The sequence below is a fragment of the Streptomyces venetus genome, from assembly GCF_039540295.1.
Classification (GTDB): domain Bacteria; phylum Actinomycetota; class Actinomycetes; order Streptomycetales; family Streptomycetaceae; genus Streptomyces; species Streptomyces venetus.
Genome location: NZ_BAABET010000014.1, coordinates 43,977 through 60,572 on the forward strand (window position 1 = coordinate 43,977; position 16,596 = coordinate 60,572).

Consider the following 16,596-nt stretch of genomic DNA (forward strand, 5'->3'; position numbering starts at 1 on the left):
GGTCTGCGGTTAGCGTCGGGAGGAGACAGCGGTCGAGGGTGCGGAGGGCGTGGTGGCGGAGCGGCAGGGGCAGGCGGCGGACGCCGTGCTGACGCGGATCGGGCAGGTCGTGATCCTGCACCACGCGGGGGACCGGGAGGAGGCCCGGCGGCGCTTGCTGGATCTGTGGGTGGAGGTCGGGGCGCACGGCGACCCGCTGCACCGCTGCACCCTCGCCCACTACCTGGCCGACACGCAGGACGACCCCGCGGACGAACTGGCCTGGGACCTGCGCGCGTTGACGGCGGCGGAGGAGATCGCGAGGGACCGTCCCGCCTCCCGGGAAGGGGCGCTCGCGGTGCGGGCGTTCTACCCCTCCCTGCACCTGAGCCTGGCCGCCGACTACGCCGGACTCGGTCAGCCCGATGCCGCCCGCACCCATCTGCGGCGCGCCAGGAGCGCCGCCGCCGACCTCGCCGACGACAGCTACGGGGAGGGCGTGCGAGCCGCCATCCGACGGTGGGAGTCGCGGCTGGGAGAGGGCGGCGGAGGGGCGTGGAAGCCGCCGCGTCAGCGGCCCTGATCCCGGGGAGTCAACGGCTGTAGGCGTCGCGGCAGATGGTCGCCTGCGGGCTGTCCGCCGGCCACCCCCCGTAGCGCCTGCCCAGCGCACAGACGTCCGGGGTGTCGGGAACGCCCTGCTGGACGTTCCGCCGTACCGGACCCGAGACGTCGGGGACGTCGACATGCTGCCGCTGCGGGCTGCGCCGGCCCGGCTCGCGCGGCTCCGGCCGGACGGGGCGCGGGGGGTGGTCGCGGTCGCCGGACGGCGCGGTCCGCTCCGGCGAGGCCGCCGCGGGGGCGGCCGGGCGGGGCTCGGACGGCGTCGGCTCCGGGCGGCGGGACGTCTCGATGAGTTCGAGGGCCTCTCGGGCCGGTGCCTGCACGACCTGGGTCTCCGACTGCCCCTCGGGCCCCGGTGCCGACGGCCGGGACGGTGTCGTCGGCGGACCGGGAACGGAGGGACGCTGGACCGTCATACAACCGGACAGGGCCGAGACAGCCACGGTCACCAGGAGCGTCGCGGTGGTCGTCGTTCGATGCACCCGCGCAACTCTGCTGTGTCCGGCCCCCGGTGGGGAGGCGGACAGGCGAAGGATGCCCCGCACGGGTGATCTCCCGCCCCGTACGGAGGCCGCCGACGCGCCGGGGATGACGTCAGTCGCCGGTCGCGCCGTCGATGCGCTCGCGGATCAGGTCGGCGTGGCCGTTGTGCCGCGCGTACTCCTCGATCATGTGGGTGTAGAGCCATCGCAGGTTGAACCGCTCGCCGGTGCGGCGGTGCTTGCCCTCGGTGAGGTCGTCCAGGCCGAAGCGGGCCGCGTTGCGCCGGGCCGTCTCGATCTCGGCCTGCCAGGTGGCGTAGGCCTCCTGGTAAGTGTCCGCCTCGGTCAGATGGAACTCGCCGTCGCGGTCCTCGTCGCTGAAGTAGAGCGGGGCCGCGTCCTCGTTGGCCAGGACGCGGCGGAACCAGCTCCGCTCCACGTCCGCCATGTGCCGCACCAGCCCCATCAGGGACAGCTCGGAGGGCTCCGCCGAGGCGGACCGGAGCTGCTCGTCGCTCAGCCCTTCGCACTTCCAGGCGAGGGTCCGCCGGTGGAACTCCAACCACCCTTCCAGCATGGTGCGTTCGTCGGCGGTCGGGGCAGGCATACGGCGTTCGGTCGTCATGGCCGCATCTTTTCCCAACACCTCGTGCGGCACCACGGTTTTTTCAGTCCGCGACCATCCCGGCCAGCAGTTCCCGCAGCCCGGCCCGCACCTCCGCCAGGCTCGGCACCTCGGCGCCGAACGATCCCGCCACACAGCTGAACATCAGCCCGTCCGCCCAGGCGATCAGCGACAGCGTGTGCCGGGCCGGATCCGTGGAGCCCATCCCGGTGACCAGGGCGGCGAGCTGGTCCCGGAAGCGGGCACCCGTAGCGTCGAAACAGGCCCTCAGCTCAGGGCGGCGCGTCGCCTCCAGGGCCAGTTCGTAGCGGGCGAGCGTGAGGGCGCGGTTGCTCGTCAGGGCGCGGTGGGTCGCCAGGGCCAGCGCGTCGGCGAGGGAGTCGGAGCCGGACCGGGGGTCGGGCATCGCGTGCAGCGCCAGCACGCGTGCCTCGCGGTCGGCCAGGCGCCGCACCGCCAGCTCCAGCAGGGCCTGCCGGGTCCGCGCGAGGTTCGACGTGGAGCCCTGGGGGAGGCCGGCGGCCTCGTCGACCGCGCGGTGCGTGAGGCCCCGCATCCCGCGCTCGGCGAGCAGGGAGAGGGCCGCGTCGGCGACGAGATCGGAGCGGGAGGGGCCGGCGGCGCGTACGGACATGGCGCTCACGCTACCGGTCTCACTACGGCTGTAGTAACGTCGACAGGGAACTACAGGTGTAGTTACCCAGGACGATCGGTCCCTGGTCCGAGGAGGAGCCATGGCAAGGTCCGAGCGGATCGTCGTGATCGGCGGCGGCATCGGAGGGCTGACCGCGGCCGCCGCCCTGCACCGGCGCGGCCGGCACGTCACCGTGCTGGAGCGGGCCCGCACACTGCGGCCGGTGGGCGCGGCCATCTCGCTCGCGCCCAACGCGCTGCGGGCGCTGGACGTCATCGGCCTCGGCGACACCATCCGCGAGCTCGCGGCCTGGTCGGGGGACGGCGGGCTGCGCACACCGAGGGGGCGGTGGCTCTCGCGCTCCTCCGCCGACGCCGCCGCCGAACGCTTCGGCGGCCCGCTCGTACTGCTGCACCGCGCCACGCTCATCGAGCACCTGGCCGCACAGCTCCCGCCCGGCACCGTCCGCACGGCCGCCGCCGCGACCCTCACCGACCGCGGCGACACCGACCGGCCGGCCCGCGTCGCCACCGCGGACGGCGAACTGGAGGCCGACCTGGTGGTGGCCGCCGACGGCGTCCGGTCCGCGGTACGCCACGCGCTCTTCCCCGGCCACCCCGGGGCCGTCTACTGCGGGTTCACCACCTGGCGGGTCGTGATCCCCGTCCCCGGCGCCGAGTTCGCCTCCCACGAGACCTGGGGCCGGGGCCACATCTGGGGCACCCACCCGCTCAAGGACGGCCGCGTCTACGCCTACGCCGCCGCCGTGACACCCGCCGGCGGCAGCGCGCCCGACGACGAGAGGGCCGAACTGCTGCGCCGCTTCGGCGACTGGCACGACCCGATCCCCGCCGTGCTCGCCGCCGCCCGCCCCGAGGACGTCCTGCGCCACGACGTCCATCACCTCGCCGAACCCCTGCCCGCCCACCACCACGGCCGGGTCGCCCTGGTCGGCGACGCCGCGCACGCCATGCCGCCGACGCTCGGCCAGGGCGGCAACCAGGCCATCGAGGACGCGGTCGTCCTCGCCCACCACTGCGACGACCTCCCCGCCTACACCGCGGCCCGGCTGCCCCGCACGACCGCCGTCGCACGCCAGGCGGTGAAGGTGGCCCGCCTCAACCTCATGACCAGCCGTGCGGGAACCCTCGTACGCGACACCGCCGTGGCCGCGCTGTCGAAGGCCGGTCCCGCCCTGTTCCTGCGCGGATTCGACGGCATCGCCGACTGGCGGCCCCCGCAGCACCCGTATGCTTCCGGGCAGACCCCGGCAGGAAACCGCTAGAGGAGAACCCCCGTGAAGGTCGGCTGCATCGGACTCGGCGACATCGCGCAGAAGGCCTACCTGCCGGTCCTCGCCTTCCAGCCCGGCATCGAGCTGCACCTTCAGACCCGTACGCCCGCCACGCTCGCCCGGGTCGCCGACGGACTGCACGTGCCCGGGGAGCGGCGGCACACCACCCTCGACTCCCTGCTCGCGGCGGACCTCGACGCCGCCTTCGTGCACGCCCCCACGATCGCGCACCCGGAGATCGTGACGCGGCTGCTTCAGGCGGGCGTCCCGACGTACGTCGACAAGCCGCTCGCCTACGCACTCGACGACTCCGTGCGGCTGGTGGAGCTCGCCGAGGAGCGGGACGTGAGCCTCGCCGTCGGCTTCAACCGGCGGCACGCCCCCGGCTACACGCAGTGCGCCGACCATCCGCGCGAGCTGATCCTGATGCAGAAGAACCGCGTCGGGCTCCCGGAGGAGCCGCGCACGATGATCCTCGACGACTTCATCCACGTCGTCGACACCCTGCGGTTCCTCGTGCCCGGGCCGGTCGACGACGTGACCGTGCGCGCCCGGGTCCGCGACGGCCTGCTGCACCACCTGGTGCTCCAGCTCGCCGGGGACGGCTTCACCGCGCTCGGCGTGATGAACCGGCTCAGCGGCTCGGCCGAGGAGATCCTGGAGGTGTCCGGGCAGGACACCAAGCGGCAGGTGATCAACCTCGCCGAGGTCGTCGACCACAAGGGCCAGCCGACCGTGCGGCGGCGCGGGGACTGGGTGCCGGTGGCCCGGCAGCGCGGGATCGAGCAGGCCGTGCTGGCCTTCCTGGACGCGGTGCGGGCGGGCAAGGTGCTCAGCGCCCGGGACGCGCTGGAGACCCATGAACTGTGCGAGCGGGTGCTTCGCGCGGTTCAGGAGCGGACCGCCTGAGCCGCAGCGTCCGTACGCCCTCGCCCGCGGCCCAGACGGCGAGGATCAGGACGGCCGCGTGCACGGCCCAGTCGCCCAGGCGGACGTAGGGCGTGGTGCCGTGGGCGAGGGGGACCGCGTAGATCTGAGCGGCCGAGGCGTCCGTGCCGAGCCACGAGCCGACCCGCTGCCCGCCCGGACCGTAGACGGCCGAGACACCGGTGAGCGTCGCGTGCACCATGGGGCGGCCGGTCTCGGCGGCCCGCAGGGCGGCCAGGGAGGCGTGCTGCTCGGGGGCCCAGCTGTGCTGGAACGTGGACGTCGACGACTGGCCGATCAGCACGTCTACGCCTTCCCGGGTGAGGTGGCGGGTCATGTCGGGGAACGCCGTCTCGAAACACACCATCGGGCCGACGCGCAGCCGGTCCCCCACGTTCATCACCACCGGCTGTGAGCCGCGCCTGCGGTCCTCGCCCGCCGCCTTGCCGACGGAGGTGGCCCAGCCGAGCATGGACCGGGCCGGGATGTACTCGCCGAAGGGGACGAGCCGCATCTTGTCGTAGCGCTGGCCGGTCAGGCCGTCCGGGCCGACCAGGACCGAGCTCTTGTAGATGCCGGGCATGTCCGAGCGCCGGGCGTCCACGTTGACCAGGATGTCGGCGCCCGTCGCACGGGACAGGCCCGCGAGCCGCCGGGCGAGGTCGGGCCGGTCCCCGAGGTCGAAACCGACGCTGCTCTCGCCCCAGACGATCAGGTCGACGTCCTGGCCGGCGAGGCGGCTGGTGAGCTGTTCCTCGCGGGCGAGCCGGCGGTCCGCGCCGCCCGGGCCGTCGATGACGCCCGGCTGGACGACGGCGATCCGCAGGTGGCCGTCGACGGCGGGGCGGGGTGGGAGGGCCCAGGCGGCCGACGTGGCCGCCGCCGTGGCGACGATGCCGGCCACGGCGGGCACGCGGGCCTGCCGTACCGCCACGAGCACGGTCACCGCGACGTTGACGGCGACGACCAGCAGACTGAGCAGCCACACCCCGCCGACCGAGGCGAGCCGCAACGCCGGCTCGACCTGCCACTGACTGGAGCCGAGCATGCCCCAGGGCCCGCCGAGGCCCTGCCAGGAGCGGATCAGCTCGACGCCCAGCCACCCGGACGGCAGCACCAGCAGCGCGCCCGCGACCTGGGCCGGCGAGGGGACGCCCGTGAGCAGGCGGTGCACCAGCCAGCCCCACGGGGCCCACAGCGCGCCGAGCAGGGCGGCGATGACGAACGTGAACACGTGCAGGCTCGGCAGCAGCCAGTGGTGCATGGCCAGCATGAAGCCGAAGCCGCCCCACCAGCCCTCGAACGCCGCCCGTTTCCCGGTCGGCGCGGTGCGCAGCAGCAAGAGCCAGGGGACCAGGGCGATGTAGGCGCACCACCACAGGGACGGAGCGGGAAAGGCAAGGACGGGCAGGGCGCCCGCGACCGCCGCGGCGGCCGCGCGCCGCCGGGGAGAGGCGAGCCAGTGGCCGAGCGTCTTCATAGGCGCCTCCTACCCCGCGGGTGCCTCCAGTGTGCGCCCTGCGGACGATCTAGGACAGAGGACGCCGGGTCAGTTGACCACAGGTGCCGAGTGCCGCTCGGGTAGGCGCCGCCACTTCTCCCGTACGACCACCTCGCTCAGCCGCCAGCCGTCGTCCGTGCGCAGCAGCGCGAAGGCGTACCGGCCGCCGCACACGAAGTCGGGCGCGGGCCCCGACGTGGCCATGGGGTTGACGTAGTCGGCCTGGACCCGGGCCGTGTCGCCGGTGTCCTGCTCCCAGACACCGAACCGCACGCGCCGGTTGACGATCAGATGCTGCCGCATCGGGAACAGCCCCAGGCTCTCGGCGAGCCACGCGGCGACCGCCGAGGCCTCTCCCTCGATGCCGCCGGCCGAGCGGTAGTCCGCCCGCCCCCGCGGGACGAACAGGTCCCGGTAGGCCTCCCAGTCCCCGTCGTCGACGGCGACCGCGTAGTCGGTGATCACCCCGTCGACGGCCAGCCGGTCTCTCACGGTGGCGAGTTCCACGCGCTGCGTCATCGGCTCAGTGTTGGGCATGTCAGGTGCCCAGCCAAGAGCCGTGCGTGATATTCGGTGGCCACCAGGGCCTTGCGGGGACCAGCCTGTCCTTCGTGAATGATCGACACGAACCGCGATTTCGTATCCGCGCCCGCCACACCGAGTCCACGATCACCGTCTACCAGGCCTACCGCCCGGAGATCGGCGGCCCCGCGGCCCGCGACGGCCGCTTCCCGGCGTCCTGGAAGCGGGACCGCATGACATGGATCAAGCCGTCTTTCCTGTGGATGATGTACCGCTGCGGCTGGGGCACGAAGGAGGGCCAGGAGACGGTCCTGGCGGTCGAGATCAGCCGGGACGGTTTCCTCTGGGCGCTGCGCAACGCCTGTCTGTCCCACCACGTCCCCGCCCTGCACGGGGAACAGGCCGACTGGAAGCGGCAGTTGAGGCGGGCACCCGCGCGGGTGCAGTGGGATCCGGAGCGCGATCTGCGGCTCGCACCACTGCCGTACCGGTCGCTTCAGCTGGGCCTCGCGGGGGAGGCGGCGGCGCGGTACGCGGACGAGTGGATCGTGGGGATCGAGGACGTCACGCCGCTGGCCGCGGAGGTTCATGCGCTGGTACGGGCGGGTGAACTCGACGCGGCCGCCGGGCTGTTGCCCGAAGAGCGGCCGTTCCACGTCGACGACGAGGTGCTGGCGCGGCTGGGCGCCCGGGGCGCCGGGGCAGGGGCGGTCAGGCTGCCTTGACGACGCCGCCGCGGATCGCGGCGGCCCACTCGACGACGAGCAGCTCGTACTCCGCGCGCTCCTCGGCCGACAGGGTGCCGCCCGTGCGCCTCCACAGCGCGCGGATCTCCTCGTTGACCTCGACAGCGGAACGCACGGAACCAGGGGTCACGGAATCGGGGGACATGCGGACCAGCCTAGGGGCAGCCACTGACAGCCCGCTACCGGACGGCTACCCGATCGGTATGCGGTTGGTCACGAGAGCCGGATCACAGGGCGCCGTCGTCAGCCCGCCGACTCGGCCGCGTGCGGGCTCAGCGCACCCATGGTGACCAGGACGATGATGAGGATGCCGAGCGCGATCCGGTACCACACGAACGGCATGAAGCTCTTGGTGGTGATGAACTTCATGAACCAGGCGATCACCATGTAACCCACCACGAACGCGACGATCGTCGCGAAGATCGTCGGCCCCCACGAGACATGGCCGCCCTCCGTCGCGTCCTTCAGCTCGAAGACGCCGGAGGCGAGCACCGCGGGGATGGCGAGCAGGAAGGAGTAGCGGGCCGCGGCCTCGCGCGTGTAGCCCATGAACAGGCCGCCGCTGATGGTGGCGCCGGAGCGGGAGACGCCCGGGATGAGCGCCATGGCCTGGCAGACGCCGTAGATCAGGCCGTCCCGTACGCCCAGGTCCTCCAGGGCCTTGCGCTGCTTGGGCGCCCGGTGCCGGCCGCCGCTCTCGTCGCGGGCCGCGAGCCGGTCGGCGACGCCCAGGACGATGCCCATGCCGATCAGCATGCCCGCGGTGATCCGCAGGTCGCGGAACGGTCCCTCGATCTGGTCCTTGAGCGTCACGCCGAGCACACCGATCGGGATCGAGCCGACGATGACCAGCCAGCCCATCCGCGCGTCGGGGTCGCCGCGCAGCTCCTTGTTCGTGAGCGAGCGGGTCCACGCCGACAGGATCCGCCCGATGTCCTTGCGGAAGTAGATCAGCACGGCGGCCTCCGTGCCGATCTGCGTGATCGCCGTGAAGGCCGCGCCAGGGTCCTCCCAGCCCGAGAAGGCCGCCGTCAGCCGCAGGTGCGCGCTGGAGGAGACGGGGAGGAACTCGGTCAGCCCCTGGACGAGTCCGAGGATGAGTGATTCGAACCAAGACATGAGGTAGCGGAATCCAAGTGCCGATCGTGGAACGGACGACGGGCACGCCCGGCCGCCGAGTGTGATGAGCGGGGAATCAGATGTGCCGAGGGGGAAGCGTAGCGCCCCCGGGTGACCGCTCGGACACAGGGGTTTGGAAGCCGCTCGGGCGCACGACAGGCCCGGCTCAGGCCGCCGTGGGCCCGGTCACCGACCAGCCGGGTGCCTGCGGGCGGGCCGTGAGGTCCTCGTGGCGCACCTCGTCCCCGCAGGCCCCGCAGGTGACGACCGGTGCGAGCGCCCGGCCGCAGGAGTGGTCGAGGACCATCGGCCGGTCGCCGTCCACCCGCAGGTGACGGTCGCCCCACGCCATCAGGGTCATCAGCACCGGCTCCAGCTCCAGCCCGGCCCGGGTGGGCCGGTACTCGAAGCGCTGCGGACGCTCGCTGTAGGGCTGCCGGTCCAGGATCCCGGCGTCGACGAGCCGGCGCAGCCGCGTGGCGAGGATGTCGCGCGGTGCGCCGATGTTGCGCACCAGCTGGTCGAAACGGCCGTTGCCGAGGCACACCTCCCGCAGCACGAGCAGGGAGTACTTCTCGCCGACGAGCGCCAGGGTGTCGGCGATGGAGCAGGGGCGCGGGTCCTTGGTGGCGGCCATGGAGGTCAGTCTAGGAGAGGGTTGGATTTTCCAACTTACCGGGCTACGGTGAGTTCGGATTTCCTACTCACTGGTAGCCACGGAGGCCCGCACATGCGTGACGCAGTGATCGTCGAAGCCGTACGCACCCCGATCGGCAAGGGCAAGCCGAACGGCGCCCTCGCGCACGTCCACCCGGTCGAGCTCCTCGCCCACACCCTGCGCACCCTCGTCGAGCGCTCCGGTGTCGACCCGGCCCTGATCGACGACGTCATCGGCGGCACCGTCGACCAGGTCGGCGAGCAGGCCATGAACACCACCCGCTACGCCGTCCTCGCGGCCGGGCTGCCGGAAACCGTCCCCGCCACCACGGTGGACCGCCAGTGCGGCTCCTCCCAGCAGGCCGTGCACTTCGCCGCCCAGGGCGTCCTCTCGGGCGCCTACGACCTCGTCGTGGCCTGCGGGGTCGAGTCGATGAGCCGGGTGCCGATGTGGTCGAACGTGCCCGCCGGGAAGGACCCCTTCGGACCCGGGATCGCGGAGCGCTACCCCGAGGGACTCGTGCCGCAGGGCATCAGCGCCGAGCTGATCGCCGCCAAGTGGTCGATCTCCCGGGACCAGATGGACGCCTTCGCCGTCTCCTCGCACCGGAAGGCCGCCGCGGCCTGGGAGAACGGGCTCTTCGACGCCGAGGTCGCGCCCCTGGAGGGCGTCACGCGCGACGAGTGCGTACGGCCGGGCAGCACCACCGAGATCCTCGCCGGGCTCAAGCCCGCCTACCACGACCCCGGTTTCGCCGACCGGTTCCCGCAGATCGAGTGGAACGTCACGGCGGGCAACGCCAGCCCGGTCAATGACGGTGCCGCGGCGGTGCTCATCACGTCGAGCGAGACGGCGGCCCGGCTCGGGCTGCGCCCGCTCGCCCGGCTGCACAGCTTCGCCGTCACCGGCTCGGACCCGCTGCTGATGCTGACGGGGGTCGTCCCCGCGACCGAGAAGGTGCTGCGCAGGGCGTCACTGACCCTCGACGACATCGACCTGTTCGAGGTCAACGAGGCCTTCTCAAGCGTCGTGCTCGCCTGGCAGCAGGAGACCGGCGCCGATCTCGCCCGGGTCAACGTGCACGGCGGCGCCATCGCACTCGGCCACCCGCTCGGCGCGAGCGGCACCCGGCTGACGACGACGCTGGTGCACGCCATGCGGGAACGGGGCGCCCGGTACGCGCTCCAGACCATGTGCGAGGCGGGTGGGCTCGCCAACGCCATGGTGCTCGAGCGGGTGTGAGCAGAGCGGGCGTAACGGTTCGTCAGAGCTGGCGCAGGCGGTGCCGCTTGCGCCAGGCCACCACCACGCCCGCCAGCGCGGGCAGCGCGATGCACGCCAGGGCGATCAGGAAGGCGGGGGAGGTCGGGGCCGAAGCACGGGCTCCGGCGACGACGTACGCGGCGGTGTTCGGGATCGAGCCGAGACCCGTCGCCAGCAGGAACGGCAGCAGGCCCATACGGGAGACGGCGGCACAGTAGTTCGCGGCCCAGAACGGCACACCCGGGAACAGCCGCACCGCCAGCATGGAACGGAACCCGTGCCGGCTGAGCTGGCCGTCCACGGCCTTCAGCCAGCGCCCGCGCAGCAGCGGCCGCAGGGCGTCCTGGCCGAGCGCCCGGCCGAGACAGAAGGCGATCCCGGCACCGAGCACCGTGCCCGCCAGGGACACGCCGACCCCCAGCTGGGAACCGAACAGCGCGCCCGCCGCCAGGTTCAGCAGCGGCCTCGGCACGAACGCCACGGTGCACACGCCGTACGCCACCGTGAACACCAGGGCCGCCGCGGCTCCGCCGAGCTGCGGCGGCCAGCCCTGCGTCAGCAGCCGCTGCGGCTCGAACAGCAGCACCGCGCAGGCGCCCGCGGCGAGCAGGGCGACGAGCAGGGAGAGCCGCGACCACGGAGACAGCAGAACTCTCACGCAGCGAGCGGCGAAACCGGTGGGTGCGACGGACGAGGCGGTCGTTGCCGGGGGAACGGCGACGGCGAGCTCCGCGGCGGTGGCCCGGGGAGAGGCCGTGGCGGTGCCCCCAGAGCGGGTGGTGGCATCGAGCATCCGGCGACACTAACCGACAAATATGTGTGATCGCCGTATGGTTCGTCTCACGAGCGTCACAGCCGGCCGTGCGCGCGTCCGCACCGAGGCAGCCGAAAACCATTCGACGTGCGGTAAAGCGTCGGCAATGATCGACGTCATGTTCCGGCACGCCTTCGCCCTCGCAGCATCCGTCGTCACGGATGCCCCGAAGGCTGCCGTCGATCTCATCGCCTTCACCGACGGCGCCCGAAGCTGACCCTCTCCGGTTCGTCCGGCGGACCCCGCAAGGGGAGGGTCGGGCAGGTCCTCGGGGTCCCACTTCATGACTAGACGCTTCGAGGTACAGCCATGTCCAAGACGGCCTACGTTCGTACGAAACCGCATCTCAACATCGGCACCATGGGCCATGTCGACCACGGCAAGACCACCCTGACGGCCGCCATCACCAAGGTCCTCGCCGACCGCGGCACCGGCGCTTTCGTGCCGTTCGACCGGATCGACCGGGCGCCGGAGGAGGCCGCGCGCGGCATCACCATCAACATCGCGCACGTGGAGTACGAGACCGACACCCGGCACTACGCCCACGTCGACATGCCGGGCCATGCCGACTACGTCAAGAACATGGTCACCGGCGCCGCACAGCTCGACGGGGCGATCCTCGTCGTCTCCGCGCTCGACGGGATCATGCCGCAGACCGCCGAACACGTTCTGCTCGCCCGGCAGGTGGGCGTCGACCACATCGTCGTCGCCCTCAACAAGGCCGACGCGGGCGACGAGGAGCTGACCGACCTGGTCGAGCTGGAGGTCCGCGACCTGCTCACCGCCCACGGCTACGGCGGTGACTCCGTACCCGTCGTACGCGTCTCGGGTCTGAAGGCGCTGGAGGGGGACCCGCGCTGGACGGCGTCGATCGAGGCGCTGCTCGACGCGGTGGACACGTACGTGCCGATGCCGGAGCGGTATCTGGACGCGCCGTTTCTGCTGTCCGTCGAGAACGTGCTGACCATCACCGGCCGGGGGACCGTGGTGACCGGGGCGGTCGAGCGGGGTGTGCTGCGCGTCGGTGACCGGGTCGAGGTGCTCGGGGCCTCCGTCGAGACGGTGGTCACGGGGCTGGAGACCTTCGGCAAGCCGATGGAGGAGGCGCAGGCCGGGGACAACGTGGCGTTGCTGCTGCGGGGGGTGCCGCGGGACGCCGTGCGGCGGGGGCACGTGGTCGCGGCGCCGGGGAGTGTGAAGCCACGGCGGCGGTTCTCCGCGCAGGTGTACGTGCTGTCCGCGCGTGAGGGTGGGCGTACGACGCCGGTTTCCAGTGGGTACCGGCCGCAGTTCTACATCCGGACCGCGGATGTGGTGGGGGTCGTCGACCTCGGTGAGGTGGCGGTGGTCCGGCCCGGTGACACGGTCGCCATGACGGTGGAGCTGGGGCGGGAGGTGCCGTTGGAGCCGGGGCTCGGGTTCGCCATCCGTGAGGGTGGGCGGACTGTGGGGGCGGGGACGGTGACCGTGGTGGGTTGAGGCGGGTGGGGGACTGCGGGCCGGCTGTGGCTGGTCGCGCCCACGCGGCGGAGCCGCATATCGGCATGGTCCCGCGCCCCTGAGAGGTCCGTTGCACAACGGCACAATGGAGAAGTGAACGAAGCCATCGCCGTCGCCCGGTCCGTCGATCACGGGTTTGCCAAGCTGATGCCCGACATCGACCGGGAGCGTGCCTGGTTGCTGACTGTCGACGGGGCGCCGCAGTCCTATGTCGATCTGGATGATCCGACGCATCTGGAGTTCGAGTACGCGCGGCGGCTCGGGCATGCGCTGGACGTGGTGGGGGAGCCGGGGGCCGCGTTGGACGTGCTGCATCTCGGTGGGGGCGCGCTGACCCTGCCCCGGTATGTGGCCGTGACCCGGCCCGGGTCCCGGCAGGACGTCGTCGAGGTCGACCGCGGTCTGCTGGAACTGGTGGCCGGGCATCTGCCGTTGCCGGAGGGTGCTCGCGTCTCGCTGCACGCGGGGGACGCCCGGGACTGGCTGGAGAACGCTCCCTCGGGCTCGGCGGACGTCATCGTGGCCGATGTGTTCGGCGGGTCGCGGGTGCCTGCGCACCTCACGTCCGCCGCCTACGTCCGTGAGGCCGCGCGGGTGCTGCGGGACGGCGGCGTCTACCTCGCGAACCTGCCCGACGCCGCGCCCTTCGCCTTCCTGCGGTCGCAACTCGCCACGCTGGCCACCGCCTTCGAGGAGCTCGCGCTGATCGCGGAGCCGGGGGTGCTGCGGGGGCGGCGGTTCGGGAACGCGGTGCTCGTCGCCGGGCATCGACCGGTCGACGTCGCCGCCCTGGCCCGGCGCACCGCCGCCGACGCCTTTCCCGCCCGGGTCGAACACGGCAGCGCGCTGCGGGAGTTCATCGGTGACGCCCGGGTGGTGCGGGACGAGGACGCCGTGCCGTCACCCGAGCCCCCCGACGGGGCGTTCGGCATCGGCTGAGGCGCTCCCGGTGGCCCCGCCGCGGGTGACCTGCGTGGTCCTGCGCCGCAGGTTGCGTACGTCCGGCACGCACAGCGCCGCCGCCGTGACCAGGACGACCAGGCCGGCGCAGCCCCACAGGGCCGCCGAGCGGCCGACGGCCTCCTCCGCGGGGCCGGCAGCGGCCGTGGCGAGCGGCACCAGCGCGACGGAGCCGAACCAGTCGTACGCGGAGACGCGGGAGAGCTTGTCCTCGGGAATCTCCTGGTGCAGGGCCGTCATCCAGGACACGCCGAACACCTCCACCGTCGCACCGGCGACGAACATCACCACGTACAGGACGCCGACGGGCACCGGGACGGCGAGTGCGGCCGAGGGAAGGGCCAGGGGGAAGACGCAGAGGGTGCCGGCGAAGAGCAGACGGCGGGGTTTCCAGCGGGTCATGAGCACGGCCCCGGCGACCGTGCCGGCCCCGAACACGCCCAGGGCGAGACCCCACGGGCCCGCGCCGCCGAGGTGGTCGCGGGCGACGAGCGGGCCGTAGACCGCGTCGGCGGCGGCGACGACCGCGTTGGCGATGGAGAACTGGACGACGACGGCCCACAGCCAGGGCCGGCCGGAGAACTCCCGCCAGCCGTCCCGCAGATCGGCGAGCAGCCCGCCGCCGGGCGTGCGCGGCGGGATGTGGCCGACGTCGAGGAAGGCCCGCAGCAGCCCGGCGACGGCGAAGGCCGCCGCGTCCGCCGCGAGCACCCAGCCGGGCCCGATCACGGCCACCATGGCACCGCCCAGCGCGGCACCGCCCAGGGCCGCGCCCTGCATCGCCATCCGGAACACCGCGAACGCCCGGCCCGCCTGCTCGCCCTCGACCGAGGACATCAGCATGCCCTCGGCGGCCGGTCCGAAGAAGGCCTGGCCCGTGCCGCCCAGGGCGGCGAGCAGCATCATCTGCCACAGCCGGGCGTCGCCGGTCAGCACCAGGGCGGCGAAGACGGCCTGCGAGAGGCAGTTCAGGGCGTTGGCCGCGACCATCACGTGGTGCCGGGGCAGCCGGTCCGCGACCGCGCCGCCGATCAGCAGGAACAGCACCAGCGGGAGCGTCCGGGCCGCCGCGACCAGGCCCACGTCGCCGCCGTCACCGCCCGTTGCGAGCACGGCGAACGCCGCCGCGACCAGGGCGCCCTGGCTGCCCAGGTTGGTGACGACCGCGGCCGCGGTCAGCAGGGAGTAGTTGCGGCCCGCCCATGCGGGGCGGCGGGGGCCTCGTGAGGAGGCGGTGGGGGACGTCACCGGCCGACTATCGCCGGGACCGGGCCGACTTGCCAAACGGATTGTGACGGCCCCCGGCCCGTCAGTTCCCCGTGGGTGGCTCCTTGGTGAGGCGCACGGTGCTGAGGATCTTCTGGACGGTCGCCTCGGACAGCTCGTCCTTGACACCCTTGGCGCCGAACAGGTTCCAGGTGACGAAGTCCCCCGCGCTGTTCTTGAAGGCGAAGGTGATCGCCTTGCCTTCGCTGTCGCACTTGCCGTTCTGGGGCGTGTTCTCCGAATGTGCCGTGGCGACACTGCCCTTGATGCCCGACTTGGTGGTGTACGGCTTGGGCTTGGTGTACTTCACGCTCTTCTTGTCGGGCTGGGTGTAGCCGCCGAAGATCCACCACGGCACGCGGGTCTCGGCCGCCTCGTCCGTGGTCTTCGCGCCGTCCTCACCGCGGGTGCCGGCGGTGACCAGCGCGGTGTCCTCCTCGCGCCCGTCCTTGTCGGGGTCGCTCGTGCACCACTTGGACTTCAGGTAGGCGGGGGCGGTGACGGTGGTGCGGTCCAGCTCACCGTCCTTCTTCTCCCACTCGAAGCCCACGCTCGTACCGGGTGTCTCGATCTCCCAGTCGGCGGGGACGTCGAACTCGGTGCCGAAGCGCGTGTTGACGACGACCTTCCAGCCCGGGACGGTCGCCTTCTCCGCCTCACCGCCGCGCGGGTTGTCCTCGGAGGCGGAGGCGCTCGGCTCGTCGGAGGGCTTCTCGGAAGCGGTCGCGGTCGGCTTCTTGTCGGTCTTCCCGTCCGCCGTGTCGCTCTCGTCGCCGCCCAGCACCAGGAAGCCGGTGACGCCGGCCGCCACGACCACCGCCGTGGCGGCGATGATCGCGACCAGCTTCGTCCGGTTGCCGCCACCACCCGGCGGGGGCTGCGGTGCGCCGGCGGGCGCGGGCGCGCCCCACTGAGGCGGCTGTCCATAGGGGCCCGGCTGCTGATAGCCCGGCTGCTGATACGGATTCGGCTGCTGGTACCCCGGCTGCTGGTACGGGTTGTTCGCTTGCGGGTTCTGCTCGCCCCCGGGCGGCTGCTGTCCTGGCCACATGGGCAGCAACCCTAGCCGCGCGCCGATCGGATTCGGTCACCGCCTGTGGACGGAGACGTAGCAAGCCGGGAACAGGACGGCGCGGACGGTTGCGGCGCCAACCGGTGCGGCGGTCGTCACACCGCTCTGGTCAGCCTTCTCTACTCGTGAGTAACATGCGGCCATGAGCGCAGACCAGATGTCCATCGGCGAGATGCTCGCCGCCACGGTGCCCATGGCCCGGACCCTGAACCTCGAGTTCGTCGAGACCACGCCGGAGCGGGCCGTGGTGTCCCTGCCGGACCAGAGCGAGTACCACAACCACGTGGGCGGGCCGCACGCCGGTGCGATGTTCACGCTCGGGGAGTCCGCGAGCGGGGCGATCGTGCTGGCCGCGTTCGGGGACCAGCTCTCCCGCGCCGTGCCGCTCGCCGTCAGCGCCGAGATCGCCTACCGGAAACTGGCGATGGGGCCGGTGACCGCCACCGCCACGCTGGGCCGCCCGGCCGCCGAGGTGGTCGCGGAACTGGACGCCGGTGAACGTCCCGAGTTCCCGGTGACGATCGCCATCCAGCGGGCGGACGGTGCCGTGACGGGCGAGATGACCGTCGTCTGGACGCTGCGGCCCAACGGCTGAGACACATCGCTCACA

The 16,596-nt window shown here is 72.7% G+C and carries 19 protein-coding genes; 8 read left to right on the forward strand and 11 right to left on the reverse strand.

The features are described 5' to 3' along the window. Positions 1-52: 52 nt before the first annotated feature. Positions 53-562: a hypothetical protein gene (locus ABEA82_RS35075; RefSeq protein ID WP_345665792.1), complete on the forward strand. Its 510-nt coding sequence runs from the start codon at positions 53-55 to the stop codon at positions 560-562. Between the two features lie 10 nt (positions 563-572). Here ABEA82_RS35075 and ABEA82_RS35080 read toward each other — a convergent pair whose 3' ends face one another. The 3 genes from ABEA82_RS35080 to ABEA82_RS35090 all read right to left on the reverse strand — a co-directional run bounded on the left by ABEA82_RS35080 (position 573) and on the right by ABEA82_RS35090 (position 2,344). After that, entirely contained in the window at positions 573-1,085 is a 513-nt protein-coding gene (locus tag ABEA82_RS35080; protein WP_345665793.1) for a hypothetical protein, read from the reverse strand. Between the two features lie 112 nt (positions 1,086-1,197). Then, entirely contained in the window at positions 1,198-1,710 is a 513-nt protein-coding gene (locus ABEA82_RS35085; RefSeq protein ID WP_345665794.1) for a DinB family protein, read from the reverse strand. Between the two features lie 43 nt (positions 1,711-1,753). Beyond that, a complete protein-coding gene (locus ABEA82_RS35090; protein ID WP_345665795.1) occupies positions 1,754-2,344 on the reverse strand; it encodes a TetR/AcrR family transcriptional regulator in 591 nt (196 codons plus the stop codon). Between the two features lie 100 nt (positions 2,345-2,444). On the opposite strand from ABEA82_RS35090, the gene ABEA82_RS35095 reads away from it, so the two are divergent. Next, positions 2,445-3,629 carry an FAD-dependent monooxygenase gene (locus ABEA82_RS35095; RefSeq protein WP_345665796.1) on the forward strand — a complete coding sequence of 395 codons (1,185 nt, stop codon included), beginning with the start codon at positions 2,445-2,447 and terminating at the stop codon, positions 3,627-3,629. 12 nt (positions 3,630-3,641) lie between these two features. After that, the gene (locus tag ABEA82_RS35100; protein ID WP_345665797.1) at positions 3,642-4,547 is read left to right on the forward strand and encodes a Gfo/Idh/MocA family protein; all 906 of its coding nucleotides are present in this window, start codon (positions 3,642-3,644) and stop codon (positions 4,545-4,547) included. Here the strand turns inward: ABEA82_RS35100 and lnt are convergent. Together lnt and ABEA82_RS35110 are read right to left on the reverse strand one after the other, a co-directional pair. Then, the gene (gene lnt / locus ABEA82_RS35105; RefSeq protein ID WP_345665798.1) at positions 4,471-6,045 is read right to left on the reverse strand and encodes an apolipoprotein N-acyltransferase; all 1,575 of its coding nucleotides are present in this window, start codon (positions 6,043-6,045) and stop codon (positions 4,471-4,473) included. The two genes, ABEA82_RS35100 and lnt, sit on opposite strands and share 77 nt — an antisense overlap. A 69-nt stretch (positions 6,046-6,114) precedes the next feature. Beyond that, on the reverse strand, positions 6,115-6,585 hold the full coding sequence (locus ABEA82_RS35110) for a nuclear transport factor 2 family protein (protein ID WP_345665799.1): 471 nt from the start codon (positions 6,583-6,585) through the stop codon (positions 6,115-6,117). 92 nt (positions 6,586-6,677) lie between these two features. On the opposite strand from ABEA82_RS35110, the gene ABEA82_RS35115 reads away from it, so the two are divergent. Beyond that, entirely contained in the window at positions 6,678-7,313 is a 636-nt protein-coding gene (locus ABEA82_RS35115) for a DUF4291 domain-containing protein (RefSeq protein WP_345665800.1), read from the forward strand. Here the strand turns inward: ABEA82_RS35115 and ABEA82_RS35120 are convergent. The 3 genes from ABEA82_RS35120 to ABEA82_RS35130 form a co-directional block, all read right to left on the reverse strand. Then, complete coding sequence (locus ABEA82_RS35120) at positions 7,300-7,479, reverse strand: hypothetical protein (protein ID WP_345665801.1); 180 nt, start codon at positions 7,477-7,479, stop codon at positions 7,300-7,302. The two genes, ABEA82_RS35115 and ABEA82_RS35120, sit on opposite strands and share 14 nt — an antisense overlap. 98 nt (positions 7,480-7,577) lie before the next feature. After that, positions 7,578-8,453: an undecaprenyl-diphosphate phosphatase gene (locus ABEA82_RS35125; RefSeq protein WP_345665802.1), complete on the reverse strand. Its 876-nt coding sequence runs from the start codon at positions 8,451-8,453 to the stop codon at positions 7,578-7,580. A 166-nt stretch (positions 8,454-8,619) separates the two neighbouring features. Further along, a complete protein-coding gene (locus ABEA82_RS35130) occupies positions 8,620-9,090 on the reverse strand; it encodes a winged helix-turn-helix transcriptional regulator (RefSeq protein ID WP_345665803.1) in 471 nt (156 codons plus the stop codon). Between the two features lie 93 nt (positions 9,091-9,183). Between ABEA82_RS35130 and ABEA82_RS35135 the strand changes: the two genes are divergently transcribed. Next, positions 9,184-10,353, forward strand: a complete 1,170-nt coding sequence (locus ABEA82_RS35135) for a thiolase family protein (RefSeq protein ID WP_345665804.1) — start codon at positions 9,184-9,186, stop codon at positions 10,351-10,353. Positions 10,354-10,375: 22 nt separating this feature from the next. Here the strand turns inward: ABEA82_RS35135 and ABEA82_RS35140 are convergent, their stop codons facing one another. Beyond that, positions 10,376-11,167: a TVP38/TMEM64 family protein gene (locus ABEA82_RS35140; RefSeq protein WP_345665805.1), complete on the reverse strand. Its 792-nt coding sequence runs from the start codon at positions 11,165-11,167 to the stop codon at positions 10,376-10,378. 330 nt (positions 11,168-11,497) lie between these two features. Here ABEA82_RS35140 and tuf point away from each other — a divergent pair, with 330 nt between their 5' ends. After that, on the forward strand, positions 11,498-12,667 hold the full coding sequence (gene tuf, locus ABEA82_RS35145; RefSeq protein ID WP_345665806.1) for an elongation factor Tu: 1,170 nt from the start codon (positions 11,498-11,500) through the stop codon (positions 12,665-12,667). A 114-nt stretch (positions 12,668-12,781) separates the two neighbouring features. Beyond that, a complete protein-coding gene (locus tag ABEA82_RS35150) occupies positions 12,782-13,627 on the forward strand; it encodes a spermidine synthase (protein ID WP_345665807.1) in 846 nt (281 codons plus the stop codon). On the opposite strand, the gene ABEA82_RS35155 is transcribed toward ABEA82_RS35150, so the two are convergent. Then, positions 13,589-14,896: an MFS transporter gene (locus tag ABEA82_RS35155; RefSeq protein WP_345665808.1), complete on the reverse strand. Its 1,308-nt coding sequence runs from the start codon at positions 14,894-14,896 to the stop codon at positions 13,589-13,591. The two genes, ABEA82_RS35150 and ABEA82_RS35155, sit on opposite strands and share 39 nt — an antisense overlap. A 61-nt stretch (positions 14,897-14,957) precedes the next feature. Next, on the reverse strand, positions 14,958-15,965 hold the full coding sequence (locus tag ABEA82_RS35160; RefSeq protein WP_345665809.1) for a DUF8017 domain-containing protein: 1,008 nt from the start codon (positions 15,963-15,965) through the stop codon (positions 14,958-14,960). Between the two features lie 178 nt (positions 15,966-16,143). Between ABEA82_RS35160 and ABEA82_RS35165 the strand changes: the two genes are divergently transcribed. Continuing rightward, positions 16,144-16,581 carry a DUF4442 domain-containing protein gene (locus ABEA82_RS35165; RefSeq protein WP_345665963.1) on the forward strand — a complete coding sequence of 146 codons (438 nt, stop codon included), beginning with the start codon at positions 16,144-16,146 and terminating at the stop codon, positions 16,579-16,581. Positions 16,582-16,596 lie beyond the last annotated feature (15 nt).